The organism is Ferroplasma acidiphilum (genome assembly GCF_002078355.1).
Lineage (GTDB): Archaea > Thermoplasmatota > Thermoplasmata > Thermoplasmatales > Thermoplasmataceae > Ferroplasma > Ferroplasma acidiphilum.
In genome coordinates this window covers 1,753,065-1,767,357 of record NZ_CP015363.1, presented here as the reverse complement: position 1 = coordinate 1,767,357, position 14,293 = coordinate 1,753,065, and the positions used below count along the sequence as shown (strand labels likewise).

At 36.6% G+C, this 14,293-nt stretch carries 13 protein-coding genes and 1 pseudogene; 6 read left to right on the top strand and 8 right to left on the bottom strand.

From position 1 onward, the window contains the following. Genes fad_RS08880 through fad_RS08870 form a run of 3 tightly spaced genes read right to left on the bottom strand, consistent with a single transcriptional unit; the run spans position 1 to position 2,429 of the window. Entirely contained in the window at positions 1 to 984 is a 984-nt protein-coding gene (locus tag fad_RS08880) for a daunorubicin resistance protein DrrA family ABC transporter ATP-binding protein (protein WP_009886948.1), read from the bottom strand. A gap of 5 nt (positions 985 to 989) precedes the next feature. After that, positions 990 to 1,406: a PadR family transcriptional regulator gene (locus fad_RS08875; protein ID WP_081143100.1), complete on the bottom strand. Its 417-nt coding sequence runs from the start codon at positions 1,404 to 1,406 to the stop codon at positions 990 to 992. A gap of 51 nt (positions 1,407 to 1,457) precedes the next feature. After that, the gene (locus tag fad_RS08870) at positions 1,458 to 2,429 is read right to left on the bottom strand and encodes a BadF/BadG/BcrA/BcrD ATPase family protein (protein WP_236940572.1); all 972 of its coding nucleotides are present in this window, start codon (positions 2,427 to 2,429) and stop codon (positions 1,458 to 1,460) included. Between the two features lie 109 nt (positions 2,430 to 2,538). On the opposite strand from fad_RS08870, the pseudogene lysS reads away from it, so the two are divergent. Further along, positions 2,539 to 3,600: pseudogene (gene lysS, locus fad_RS08865) on the top strand (homocitrate synthase); the annotation flags it as partial. A gap of 42 nt (positions 3,601 to 3,642) precedes the next feature. Here the strand turns inward: lysS and fad_RS08860 are convergent. After that, positions 3,643 to 4,932 (bottom strand): arsenic transporter, encoded by a 1,290-nt coding sequence (locus fad_RS08860; RefSeq protein WP_081143097.1) that lies wholly within the window; start codon positions 4,930 to 4,932, stop codon positions 3,643 to 3,645. Next, positions 4,929 to 5,246 carry an ArsR/SmtB family transcription factor gene (locus fad_RS08855; protein WP_171481850.1) on the bottom strand — a complete coding sequence of 106 codons (318 nt, stop codon included), beginning with the start codon at positions 5,244 to 5,246 and terminating at the stop codon, positions 4,929 to 4,931. Before fad_RS08855 ends, fad_RS08860 begins: the two co-directional genes overlap by 4 nt. Before the next feature lie 87 nt (positions 5,247 to 5,333). Between fad_RS08855 and fad_RS08850 the strand changes: the two genes are divergently transcribed. The 4 genes from fad_RS08850 (at position 5,334) to fad_RS08835 (ending at position 10,261) form a co-directional block, all read left to right on the top strand. Next, a complete protein-coding gene (locus fad_RS08850) occupies positions 5,334 to 6,023 on the top strand; it encodes a metallophosphoesterase family protein (RefSeq protein ID WP_081143095.1) in 690 nt (229 codons plus the stop codon). Between the two features lie 416 nt (positions 6,024 to 6,439). Next, a complete protein-coding gene (locus tag fad_RS08845; RefSeq protein WP_081143094.1) occupies positions 6,440 to 7,948 on the top strand; it encodes a hypothetical protein in 1,509 nt (502 codons plus the stop codon). A 5-nt stretch (positions 7,949 to 7,953) separates the two neighbouring features. Further along, a complete protein-coding gene (locus fad_RS08840; RefSeq protein ID WP_019841529.1) occupies positions 7,954 to 8,562 on the top strand; it encodes a hypothetical protein in 609 nt (202 codons plus the stop codon). A 529-nt stretch (positions 8,563 to 9,091) separates the two neighbouring features. Continuing rightward, positions 9,092 to 10,261 carry an MFS transporter gene (locus tag fad_RS08835; RefSeq protein ID WP_081143093.1) on the top strand — a complete coding sequence of 390 codons (1,170 nt, stop codon included), beginning with the start codon at positions 9,092 to 9,094 and terminating at the stop codon, positions 10,259 to 10,261. Here fad_RS08835 and fad_RS08830 read toward each other — a convergent pair. Together fad_RS08830 and fad_RS08825 are read right to left on the bottom strand one after the other, a co-directional pair. Next, entirely contained in the window at positions 10,256 to 10,759 is a 504-nt protein-coding gene (locus fad_RS08830) for a LeuD/DmdB family oxidoreductase small subunit (RefSeq protein WP_081143092.1), read from the bottom strand. The two genes, fad_RS08835 and fad_RS08830, sit on opposite strands and share 6 nt — an antisense overlap. Continuing rightward, the gene (locus fad_RS08825) at positions 10,752 to 12,002 is read right to left on the bottom strand and encodes a 3-isopropylmalate dehydratase large subunit (protein WP_081143091.1); all 1,251 of its coding nucleotides are present in this window, start codon (positions 12,000 to 12,002) and stop codon (positions 10,752 to 10,754) included. The genes fad_RS08830 and fad_RS08825 overlap by 8 nt, the downstream gene beginning before the upstream one ends. A 373-nt stretch (positions 12,003 to 12,375) precedes the next feature. Here fad_RS08825 and fad_RS08820 point away from each other — a divergent pair, with 373 nt between their 5' ends. Beyond that, complete coding sequence (locus fad_RS08820) at positions 12,376 to 13,485, top strand: MFS transporter (protein WP_081143090.1); 1,110 nt, start codon at positions 12,376 to 12,378, stop codon at positions 13,483 to 13,485. Between the two features lie 238 nt (positions 13,486 to 13,723). Here fad_RS08820 and fad_RS08815 read toward each other — a convergent pair whose 3' ends face one another. After that, positions 13,724 to 14,275: a hypothetical protein gene (locus fad_RS08815; RefSeq protein ID WP_081143089.1), complete on the bottom strand. Its 552-nt coding sequence runs from the start codon at positions 14,273 to 14,275 to the stop codon at positions 13,724 to 13,726. Between the last annotated feature and the right edge of the window lie 18 nt (positions 14,276 to 14,293).

The window sequence follows — 14,293 nt, the reverse complement described above, 5'->3', positions numbered from 1 at the left end:
TTATCTCCTCCCCATCATTAATTTTGCATAATCGGTGTTTCCCGCTTCAGAATTTATATTTCTTCCGGTATACTCGATAAATACCTCATCAAGTGACGGTTTGCGTATGCTTATAGCTTCTGGAGAAATTTCATTTTCCCCCAGGAACTTCATAAGCTTTGGCAGCACTTCATCTGAATTGTTTACCTTCATCCTCACATCTCCCGTTTCCATACGTTTTATTTCAAGTGATTCCGGGAATTTTTCCAGTTTGCTGTATTCATCATCATTTTTTACTTTTAATGTTATAATATCACCCTTAAGGCTCTTCTTTAACTCATCTGATGTACCCGAAATTATTATTTTTCCATGGTCTATTATGGATAATTCATTTGCAAGTGCGTCCACCTCATCCAGATAATGGGATGTCAATATTATTGTTATATGGAATTCTTTCTGTACCGACCGGATATATTTCCAGAGGTTTTCCCTTGTGGTAACATCCAGCCCCAGTGTGGGTTCGTCCAGAAATAATACCTCTGGTGTATTCATTAATCCACATGCAAGTTCGAGCCTTTTTCTCATGCCGCCAGAATAATTCTCAGCATGCCTGTCCCGAACATCATATAAATCAACCATATGGAGAAGAACATCTATTCTTTCAAGGGCCTCTTTTTTCGGTATGCCGTATAAATCTGCAATCAATTTAAGGTTCTCCCTCCCGCTTAGGTCTCCATCCGTTGTAAGATCCTGTGGCACCACACCGGTAATCTTTCTTATTTTCATTGAGTCCTTTGTTAAATCTAATCCGGCAATTTTAGCTGTACCGGATGTTGGAGTCAGGCTGCCTGTAAGCATTTTAATTAATGTTGATTTTCCTGCCCCGTTTTGCCCGAGCAGGCCGTATATCTGCCCTGATCCTATTTTCAAGCTGACGTTATCGACAGCAGTAACTTTTCCGTTAAATATCTTTGTCAATTTGTCTATTTCTATGCTATAATCCATATTATTCACTCCTTATTTTTAATTTTTCTTGAAATTTCGCCTATCTCTTCTATAATAGTTTCCTGATTTTCCCTTATATAGCTTTTGTCTGATTCCTTTATTGTGGAAATCAAATCACGTACAGCCTTTCTTAGATTTCTGAAGAATAGTTTATTATCCATAAAATTCGATATAAGCTTTTCATAGTTTTCCCGGTTGTTTGACCTGTATTTTTTTCCTTCCTCTGTTATTATATATCCATCAATGGTTTTTTTTATATAACCTGCTTTTAATAACCGGTCTATTGCTGGATATATCATACCTGTGCTGGGTTTATACTCAATATCAAATTTTCCCACTATGCCTTTTATGATTCTGTAAGGTTTTTTAGGGCTTTCTGAAACCTGTTCAAGTATAAGCATATCAGATAAATGGTATCTCATGAATCTATAATATTGAAAGTGTATATATATGTATCTTTTTAGAAAAAGATATTACTTAATAAAAAGCAAGTCTCTCTCTGACTGTGAAAGCAAATCGATTTTCTCTTCCATCTGTGATACAAAGGAATCTCTCACTTCACTGCTTCTGGAGCCAAGCAACCTCATAGCATTCCCTATTGCAACATGATACCCATAAAAAATTTTAATTCCATTATACTCCCGGTGAAGCAGTTCCCTTATTGTTCTGGATTGCATAACCCCTCCTATGGATCCCACCGCCACCGGCTTTTCAAAATTTTTTTTCATACCATCTATCATTAATTTTATCTCGTTAAAAGCCATATAAAGCACATTCTCTGAAATCTTATCGCCCTTTTCAGCCTCTGTGTCGACATCCATTGCCAGTGAAGCCATGACTCTTTTATTAAAATGCGCTTCCAGATCGGCAACAAGGTCACGGAGCGGAAGTTTGAAATGTTCCTGCAATTTCTCAATAAGTGATGTTTTTCCTATAATGCCATCATAGCTTTTTTCAGCCATTTCTATTCCATTCCTTGCAATCCAGTAACCGGAAGCAACATCATCCGTAAGGTAACTCCATCCGCCAATCCTGTTAACTTTCCCATCTTTAATATAAGCTCCAACGGAACCGGTGCCCAGTGCAGTAACTATTCCATCATCGCCCATTGTAACAAGGTATACTGCAGCCTCTCCATCATTTGTTATTACAGCTTTTCCATCGGATATGGCTTCAATAGACTTTACAATTGATTTAATCTCCTCTGTGTATGCAATAGAATCGCCATATCCAGCTATTCCATAAATAGAACCGGTGATGGAAACGCTTCCAGCCATCTTTTCAGCATTTTTAATAGCTTTTAAAATATTTTTTCTTGAAGTTGATGCTGTAACACTGCGGACATTGCTCGGGCCGGCAACTCCAAATCCAGCAAGTCTGTAATTCTTCTCATCCACTATTATGGCGGCAGTTTTTGTTCCTCCACCATCTACTGAAAGTATCATACGTCCATGAGCAAATAGCATTTAAAAAGATTTTGTATTATCACATAATTTACGAAATTAGTAGAAATAATACGAAAATTTTATTTATTAAATGAGCATATAGAACACTATGCCTTTAAAAGTTGGAATACTGGATTCAACACTCAGGGAGGGTGAACAAACTCCCGGGGTGCTTTTCAATAAAAATCAGCGAATAGAAATTGCGCAACTTCTATCAGATGCACATGTTGCAATGATTGAAGCAGGTCACCCACTGGTCTCGCCTGATATTTACTCTGCTATAAAAGAAATAATGGATATGAAAGCTTCCGGGATGATCAATTCAGAGATAATTGCGCATAGCCGTGCTGTCAATTCTGATATCGATTCCGCAGCATCGCTTGGCGTTGATAGGATAGCAATATTCTACGGTGTAAGTGATATACATCTGGATAACAAAACACACAGGAGCCGCACAGAGGCACTGGATATAATATATGATTCAATAAGTTATGCTTCCTTGACAGGGATACCCGTAAGATTTACCGCAGAGGATGCTTCCAGGACCGATATAAACTTTTTGAGGAATGTGGTAAGGACAGCTGTGGATGCAGGGGCAGACAGGGTTTCAATAGCAGATACTCTTGGAATACTGACCCCGGAGAAAACGGCATATATATTCAATAATTTAAGTGATATAAAAGGTGTTGAATACGATTTCCACGGGCACAATGACATGGGAATGGCACTTGCAAATGGACTGGCTGCTGCAGAATCCGGCGCTACCATCATACATTCCACTGTTAACGGCCTGGGTGAAAGGGTTGGAATAATCCCGACACAGGCTCTTGGTGTGCTGTTGAATTACCATTTAGGTGTGGATGCCATAAACCTTCTTTCACTTAAACCTCTTTCTGAACTTATTGAAAAATACAGTGGAATTACAATGCCACCTAATTATCCGGTAACCGGATCCACTGCCTTTACACATAAATCGGGGGTGCATGTAGACGGAATAATAAGAAATCCAGGAACATATGAGTTCATGGATCCTTCAAGGCTTGGCTTGCAGCATTCTTTCACCATAGACAAATATTCAGGAAAACACGCACTGCGTGAAAAGCTGGCAAATATGGGAATCAACGCAGATGATAATAAAATATCATATATGCTGGAGAAAATTAAGAATAATAATATGGTTTACAGTGAGGATGACCTGAAAGAAATAGCAAATTCAGACAATCAAAGACATTATGTAAAGTGAAAGCAGTGTAAAAAACAGTACAGGCACAGCAAGGATAAACCCCGTTTTCATATAATAGGAGAAGGAAATCTTTATGGAATTTTTCCTTTCAAGGGTATATAGCCATAGAAGTGTGGCAAGTGACCCTATAGGCGTAAATTTCGGCCCTATGTCATTGCCTATTATATTGGCATACATAAGCAATCCGGGATGTGCTATCCCCGATATTGCTATATCGCCTATCATGACCGATGGCATATTGTTCATGAATGCCGCATTCATGGCAAAGAAGAACCCTGTTGTAATTATGGGGAATGGGCCAGGGAGCGAGGAAAAGTAATTCAATATAACAATGTATATAGAATCGAGCCCATTGCTGCTTACGCCGAATACTATTATGTACATTCCAAGTGAAAACAAAACAACCTGCCACGGGGCAATTTTTATAACATGGTTTGCATCTATTCTCCCGCCAAGTCTGGCAACAATATAAAATATCAGTGCAAAAGGCATCGCAATAAAGGAAATTGGGACTCCTATGAACCCTGATAGAAAGTAAAGAACCATAAGGAGTACTGTGGCTGGAAATGCCATCAGGAATATTCTTCTATCCTTTATGAATGAAGAAGGTTTTACTGCAGGGTCAGTGTGAAAATCATCCCTTATATTTTTGCGATAGTATATATACAGCACAAACAGGCTGGAGACAACAGATACTATGTCCGGGATAAGCATAATTTCAGTATACCTTGAAAACGTTATATGGAAGTATCCAGCAGTTACCAGGTTGACAAGGTTGCTGACAATAAATGGTATGCTGGCAGTATCTGCAATAAAACCTGTTGCCATAATAAACGGGAGTATCCTGTTTTTTGAGAAATTTGACCTGTAAAGGATTGCATAGACTATAGGTGTAAGTATAAGCGCGGTACCATCATTTGCAAAAATTGCGGATATGCCGGAACCCAGGAGAATTATAAGCATAAATAATTTTTTTCCATTCCCCCTTGAATACAGTGCCATTTTGTAGGCAATAAATTCAAAGAATCCTGCTTCATCCAGTATCAGTGAAATTATAATAACAGAGATAAATGTAAAAGTGGCATTCCAGACTATATCCCATACTGTTATTATATCATGTAAAGTTGAAATTCCCAGGATAATGGTAACAACTGCACCTGCCAGTGCAGAGTATCCAATGCCTATATTTTTCGGCTTTTTAAGTACAAGTACCAGTGTGATGGCGAATATGAGAAGTGCCAGGTAAAATAATAATGTCATTTGTCGTTGTTATCGCATTCTACACAATTGCATGCTAAATCTAATTTATTTCCTGCATTTTCAGTAACACGGAGAACATCTTCCAGTAACGTGTCAGATATGGAGTATATAATATTCTTCCCGGACTTCCTGCTTATGGTCATCCCATTTTCCCGGAGTTCCTTTAACTTGTGGGATATTAATGGCTGTTCAATATTAAGTGCGTTGACAATATCAGACACAGGCATATCTTTTTCAGATAATAATTTCATAATATGCAGCCTTATTTCATCTGACAGCATTTTATATATGTTAACATCCCTGATTTTTTCCATCTGGCAAGTTATCAAATACATATATAAATAATATTTCATATGTAATTATATACATATGAATTAAATACGTTGATCCCATATAAAAGAATGAAACTGCTGGTATTATCGGACATACACGGAAATTTTGATGCCCTGCAATCGGTATATGATAAAGAAAAATATGATAAAATGATATTTTTAGGCGATGCCGTGGATTATGGCCCTGAACCGGACAGGGTTCTGGATTTCCTCAAGGCCAATAGCGACATAAATATACTTGGAAACCATGATAACGCAGTACTCACCGGTTCCTCCTGCAACTGTTCCTTTGATATGCTTGAGCTCAGTGATTACACAAGGGAGCATATAAGTATGAAATTACTGGGTAAAAATGATATGGCTCTTCTTAAAACATTTAAATTAAATACTGACACTGAAATAGATGGAAAGAAATTCTATATGGCACACGCGTCGCCATACAACAACCTTGATGGATACCTGTTTGCCAACGAAGCTGAAAAGGTGTTTAGGAACAAGCCATTTTTTGATAGCCATGATTATATACTCATAGGGCACACACATTTTATGATGGTTTACCGCAATAAAATAATCAATCCGGGAAGCGTTGGCCAGCCAAGGGATTTCACCGGCAAGCCATCATATGCAGTTATAGACACTGAAACCATGGCTATCTCATTTAAAAGGGTCACATATGACGCTGAAAGTATGCTGGAGAAGCTAAAAACATTGATTCCCGACAAGGATATATATGAAAAGTTGAGGAAATATTATGTATGAGGAAGAGAAAACCAACTAATAGGGATGCTATAATAGGCAAGCTAAACAGAGCTATCCATGGTTTATAAGATTTTACATAATAAAAGGAAACTATTTCGGAAGTTTCTACATCATCTGAATGGATAGATGAACAACCTGGTACGGATATATTCCCTAAAAGGTAATAGATTTAAAATTTATAATAATATTTTTATTCCGTTTTTATCAGGAATTATGGAATTTTAATTGAAAGTGTATTATTTGATAATTAATCCCATGGAAATAGCATTCAAATTCATATAATTTTGATGAGATTGCAGATGATCAGGTATAAATACTGGAAACTAATATAAAGATTGACCGGTAAATTATTAAATAATAAATTATTTATTAATATTGTTACTGAAATATATATATATTTATGTATTAATATCATTATGAATAGGAAAAGGGTAATAATAGGTGTAACAATGGCACTAATTTTTGTTTTTACGGCTTTTTCACCTGCGATAAGCAATAACACAAACATTGCATCATCCGTGCCGGAGATAGCTAGCATCAGTAATAGCATCAATAAAATACCTGTATTTAATATAAAGCCTGCCGGAAAAGCATACGATTTTAATAATAACGGTGTAACATTTTCAGGCAATGATCCTTATATTAAATTAAATAACCAGTATTACCCATCACAATGGATCATATCAAATAATACAAATAGCCAGAAATTAAACATTATAGATAATAAAAAAATAGTTAGTAAATTTCAAAATTCTGCGGTGGAAATATTAAAAGATAAATCTATAAAAGTAGCGTATATTTATTTATTCTATAATAACAGTGTGCATGCAGATATAACGATTAAAAATTTAAAAAATACAACAGGCAATTATACAGTGCAATTCAATTTAATGTTGCCGTCCAGTAATATAATGGAAAATAACCATAATATAAATAATGAATTCAGTAATGTTTACGCAAACAACAAATATATTAATTTAATCAATATAAAAAATCCATACAATAGCTTATCATTCAACAATGTAATGATAAATCCTTCGGCTTCATTTCCTTTACACACAACAATAATGAAAGATAATAGTTATGCTGTTCTAAACATGGCATATAATGTAATATTAACAAAAAATGAAACATATACCATAGACCCTGTAATAGAAAACTATAGGGGTTCTAATGTTGTCACTTATGGCACTATAACAACAGGCATAAGTACGGGCGCATGCCTGTTTAATTCAAATGGTAAGGAAATTGGCGTAATAACAGAAACGGCACAAACTGGAAGTACTTTGTATGCCGATTCTACAAAAGCTTATGTAGAAATAGATACCACATTCAGCCCAACATCATCTTCATATGATGTCAATTGCATAGAACAAAAAATCGTTGATAGTAATGGGGGGAATAGTAATTTTGTGGAAAGGAATTATTATAGTGTTCTTCAATATCATGAAGAACAATCTTGCCCAAAAATACAAAGTGCTATAAATGCGGCATTTTTCTTCCTTAATTCCATATTGGCTATTGAAGGAATATCGATCCCAAATCCGTCATCATTGTTCTCATCAAGTAGTGATGTTTCCGCCGGAGATGTGACCAATGGATATCAAATCACAGCAAACGCCGGTACAACTACATCAGCAAAAGCCGGTGTTTACTGGAATCCAATAACACTTAGTTACTGGACTTATCTGTATGGATTCATACCCGAATACCATACATATGATGTACATGAATTTGGAGACTGCTTAGAATTTCATTTTCAACAGCCATACGGAACACACACTAATCCCTATGCCGATCCAATGACCTATACAAGCACATTTACAATAACTAACAGTGATATGAAACCAGTAGAATTTGAAAACCAGCAATACAAGGCTCAAATAAGTGAAAACTTTGATCTTGAACAGTATTCAAGCACGTGATAAATATGAGAAAATCTACAATTAAATATTTAGTAATATTAATCGTAATTATTATAATTATATCATTTACAGGTTACAATTTTGAAACAGAGCCAAAAACAAATATAAAAACAACAATAGATCAGAAACAGCTAAAAAATTGCATAGCTAAGAATATAACTTATGAATTAAAATACGTTAATTTAACATATGGAAAATCTAAAGTAGAATATGTTATTGAATACTGGTATATACCACAGATATATACAACAGGCGAGAGTGGTTATATAGGCAATATACAGGTATACAAACTCAATCAAACACTAAATTTTCCATTAACATCAACGGCCATTGAAATAAAAAATATTAATCTTAAGTTAAATAATTTTCCAGGGTTATTCAACAAGCCAGCAGCTTACACATGGAATAATAAAACCATTGAATGGAGTTTATGCACTGTGTTTCATTCTTCAGACAATAATTCAATATACGTTTCATTTAATATAGTGCCGGTATACAATGTCTGGATATACCATTTCACTGGAAAACCAATTACTTTCAATTATAATTATACTTTAGAATCCAGGCCCTCCCTGTATAACAACACAGTATCACAAGTTGGTACCCACCTCTGAGAATACCGGAACCCCCTATATTTAATTTAACTTTCATTTCCCCGGGCTCGCCGGTTTTCTGCGAACCTGTTAATAGATTTTAAGGCCGTTATCTCCCATAACACTGCATATTTAGTGATATCACAATTAATAAAAACCACAGGAAAATTGGTAATATGGAAATAATAAAACATGAAATTTAGAATAACATATTCCACAGAAAATGATGAGTTAAGGTTTAAATATATTCCCTACGTTTTCAATAGAGAAGTAAATTGCATTGCACCACATGAATATTAGGGACAGGTATCCTGCCAACCAGCCAATAGGCCCGCTTTAATTTCTTTGTAAAAAGAAAGACGGCAAGTATAAGCCTCACTGCTTGACCTTAAAGTAGTTAGCAATCAACATTAGATGATTTAATTATTTTATTGATTTTAGATCGAAAAATTCCTGATAAATGCCACTACTCCAATCATATCGCCATATACATATCAGAACGTTTTTAAACTGTTAGATGGATTTATAAATGTGATATTAATAATGGTGGATGAATTATGGTACCAGAGCCGGGCTAGTTCACACTGCCAGGGCATTATATGCCCTTAACTGGATGGACATGGCTCCAGCACTGGAATACATAAAAACAGATATGAACCTCACTGTTGTTGAGCTTGGAACACTTGTAACCGCATTTTATGTGGGAATTGCAGTATTTCAGGTTCTGGGTGGCTACCTTTCATCATATATAGGCGATAAGACAACATCGCTTATCGGGCTGCTCTTTGTATCTATTTTTGCAATAACATCAGGGCTTTCGGTAAACTTTACCGAGCTAATAGTCTCAAGATTCTTTGCAGGCCTTTCGGCTGCGCTCTTCTTCTCTCCGGCTTTAAGCCTTCTTGCATCCATTGTGCCGGAAAACAAATATGCGTTCCATATAGGAATTTATAACGGTGCATTCAATGTTGGCGGCGGAGTAGGAATTATAGGCTGGGCAATCCTTGACCAGTATATGGGATACAGAATCCCCTTTATAATCGCAGGCGTTCTCACACTTGCATTATTTTTTGTCCTGGTTTTTCTATTCAGGAATATAGAAAACATAAAAACAAACAAATCCGATATATTTGCCAGCTTTAAGAAAGTATTCTCAAACAGGATAATTATTCTGGTAGCTTTTATAGGGATAGCAGCAATGGTGGCCGAAACCATACTGGGCCAATTTTTCGTGTATTACCTGGAATCCATAAAGTATAGTGTTGACCTGGCTGGCAGCATATCTTCATTATACCTTCTTATCGGTTTCTTAGGTGGGGTTCTTGGGGGATATCATTTTTCAAGGACTAAATACAAGATCGGGACATTCCTGGCAATAAATATCGTACTTTCCATACTCCTGATTTTGATCGGTTTTATCCATTATTACATATTCATAATAATTATAGCTATTGCAATGGGCATGATTACCGTGTACGGGATGTCCATAACATATACCCTTGTAAGGTATCTGGCCAGAAGGGACCTGGTATCCCTCACACTTTCCTTTGTAAACACATTGCAACTTCTGGTAGCCGTTGCAGTCCCCGTCATTTTCACAATAATTGTATCACAGTATAATTATGAACTTGCATGGGTATCCATGGGCATACTGGGATTAATATTTGTGCCTTTAATATTCCTGGCGAAGGGCAACCTGATAAAGGTTGTCCCATCATAATGGTGGGCCGAGCAAACCTTTATTTTTCAGTATATTTATTATTCCTCCATTATCTATTATTTCCATGAGGAATGCAGGCAATGGCTTGAACTTCATTACTTTTCCTGTTTCTTTATCCATAACAGTATTGCTGCTAAAGTCAATGGCAACAATATTGCCCTCCTTTACAATTCCTGAAATTCCATGCACTTCAAGCGAAGGCAATCCAGAGTTAACAGAATTTCTCAGAAATAACCCATTTAATGATTCCGCAAGAACACAGCTTATGCCAAGATTCTTTATATTGTCGGCTGCGGGCCTGCTTGAACCGGTACCAAAATTTTTCCCTGCAATAATTATGTCGCCGTTGCGGACTGAAGAAGCCCAGCCAGGGCGGTTTGCCTCCATGGCATGATGGGGTTTTTCTTTCTCCGGCAATGTATAACATATCTGTGGATACATCAAGTCAGTATTGATATCGTCTCCAAAGATCCATGCTTTTCCTTCTATTTTATTCATTGAAACCACCCGAAATATACCCATTTATAGCAGAAATAGCCACAGACCTGGCGGATGCAAGGTATATCCTGGCACCACCGGCACCCATTCTTCCCTTGAAGTTCCTGGTTGTAGAACTCAATACTGTATCCCCATTTCCTACAACACCCATATGACCGCCAAGGCATGCACCGCATGTGGGATTGGTAACCATGGCATTTGATTTTATTATTGTATCTATATACCCGAGCCTCAAAGCCTCCTCATATATTTCCTTTGATGCCGGGGTCACTATGAATCTTACATTATCATTAATTTTTTTATTCTTTACCGCTTCCGCGACATCCCGTAAATCTGATAGCCGCCCGTTGGCACATGACCCTACCACAGCCACATCTATTTCTACTTTCCCGATTTCTGAGATAGGTTTAACATTATTAATAATCCTGTCGGGCAATGCAACCATGGGCTCTATTTTTTCCATATCTATGTTAATTTCATTTGCATATTCTGCATCTCTATCCGGTGCAGCAGGTCTATAATTGCCATATCCACGTTCAACCATATATTGCCTTAATACTTTATCCTCCGGAAACACAGCAAATTCGGCACTTACTTCAGCACACATTGTTGATATGGAGCTTCTCTGGTCTATGTTCAGGGAATATATGCCATTTCCTGAAAATTCAATATTTTTGTTAGGCACATCGCCGATCACCGATGACATATAAAAAAACACATCTTTTGCTGAAGTGCCAGGCCTCATGCTGTTTTCTAGATTCACCTTCAGCGTTTCTCCCAGGAGAAACCATGTTTTGCCTGTAGCTATAATGTTCATGATCTCCGGTGTCCCCAGTCCCCTTCCAAGGGTATTGAAAGCGCCTGTTGCTATTGTATGGGAATCAGTATTGGCTATTAAGCTTCCTGGCCTGAACCATCCTTTTTCCCCTCCCAGCACATGTGAAATGCCTCCCCTGCCAACGTCATAAAAATCCCTTATGCCCCATCTGTTGACCAGTTTCCTGAGCCTGTTCACCCTGTTTGCAATTTCTATGCCGGGAGCTGGAACATAATGGTCAAACACCAGCGAAATTTTTTCAGGATTAAATGGTTTTACCGGAGGATTCTCAATGAATTCAGGGTGAAGAGCAGCCATGTCTACAATTATTGTCCTATCAACGTTCACCGTTACTATATCCCCGGGCGAAATATTATTTACCGGCTCTGCTGAATGGTTGAAAAGAATTTTTTCTACAATATTCATTTTCACTTTATATTGACTTATTATAAATTTATTACTATTATAGTATAGAAAATACGAATTACGTAAATTGTATATAAATTTATGTAATATTATTTATTAACTCTTAATTTACCGTTTCATCATTTATTTTTTCAACCTGCGATTTCATTGTTTGTAGAGAACCAGATAAACGGGTATTCCCCATAATCGAATTGTTGCCTGTCTCATAATTCTCGAGCAAATATTATATGCTATATTTTTTAATATAGAAGTAGTTTATGCAAACCATTACTAATAAACAGGATACAATACACCATGTTTAATTTGTAGTTATGATATATAAATAATAATATAATGAATAACGTATAAATATTAATCTCGAATTTCGTAGTATATGTTAAATTTGCACATAAATAATATTGGGATATCGGGAAAAGAATTCAATAAAATTCTGCCAATATTTTCTTATTCTGTAGCCACATTTTTTTTGATGGATTTCGCATTTTTCATCAATGATATAGTAACCACATTGCATTTCACCTATATTGAATCATTTATTCTCCTTGGAATTCCATTTATTGGAAGGATGGTAACCCCATTTGTGTATTCCTATGTTGGAAAGATAGGGGTTCCCAGGCTGGCATTGCTTGCAATAACCTCAATGGCAATAATATCATTTATAATGGGGTATGAAACAACATTCATTGAACTCTTTGCTAGCCGGTTTATAATAGGCATATTTTTTGGATTGGCCACTTCAGCAGCTATAGAAGTTTCATCCATCACGGGAGATAGAAAAATTATAGGGCTTACAATGGGAGGCTGGGCTATAGGATGGTTGATGGGCGCCATATTCTTCATGATTTTAGGGTCATGGGAACTGGTTTCTATTGCAGGCATAGTATTTGCACCGGCGTTGCTGTTTTCCAGAAAACACAATATTATATCTCCAATGTTGAAAAAGTTCCATTTTGATTTTTCAATCAAGGTATTCCTTGTATTCTTACTGGGATTCACTCCTGCTTATGTTCTTGAAGTAGTTCCATCTTACCTGGGCCCATCATCCTTTACGGAATCTATAATTGCATATTCTATTGCTGTATTTGCATATCTGCTCCTGCCTGCCCTTATAATCCGTTTTTCCCTGAAGAAAACATTGTTTTCATCCCTGATAATAGTTGCAATTAGCGGAATTATATTTTTCGCTACAACGAACATTGTGTTTGCTGTGCTCTTTACCGCTTTTGGCCTGGGTGTTAATTCACTTCTGCCTATAATAAGCAGAAATATGGATATAGATGCAAATAAGATAGGCCCCAGCATGAATTTTTCGGCAGTTGCAGGTTTTATATTTCCTGTTGTCCTGACAATCGGCAATGAAGCGCTCAACTCGGCCATAGCCGTTTTCGTTGCGGCTATTTTCCTTTTATTATTCTATTCCATCGAATTCGGCAATCACGGTTCCGGATCTAAGAGCATAAAGAAATTATTTTCCAGCCATTGAAGTTTGCAGGATATTTTATTATAATAATTTTACTTCATTTCATAATTTTTATTTTTCTTCCATATCAAAAGTATGCTACAAAAAAATTGCAGGCGATATATAATAAATATTAAAGTGATAATAGAAACAATGAAATAGAACGCATTTATGATATTTTATACCGTAAATATATGCCGTGACATAGCACCGTGTATATCTGGCCAATAGCAGCATAGCTCCATTTTAGCCGGTAAGAATGTTACAGTTTTATGTTGTCTATGTTGTAAGGATCATCAGCGGCATATGGGTTTTTTGGCTTTTCCTTTTTAATTGCACCGTATATCATTACAATAAATCCTATTATTCCGATAAGTACTCCACCAACTGCCAGGCCAGCCATGGTATCAAATTGCCCTCCTGTTATATAGCCGTATGTAGGTGCAGTGGATGTTGTATTATTAGCATAAACATAATTATAGGTGCCGGCAGGCAATCCTAAAAATAGCTCTATCCCATCGGATGAATCTGTTACCTTTTCTTCGTGGGATTTAAGTGCCGTTAAATTGGTAACCATTGACAGATTGGAATGTGTTACCAGTCCGGAATCTCCAACACTGCCCTCAATAAGAACAAGATACCCTGTTTTAATATGGATTGGATTTGAAACATTTAATGCAGTTGTTGCATTGTATGTGTAATGTGAATTCGATACACTGTTAAAAGAACTCTGGAAATACTCAGTTCCCCCGGCCGCCATTGCTATGCCCAATATGATCATAACAATTCCTATTGCCAGTATCTTTTTATTCATAAGACATGAAGGATATAT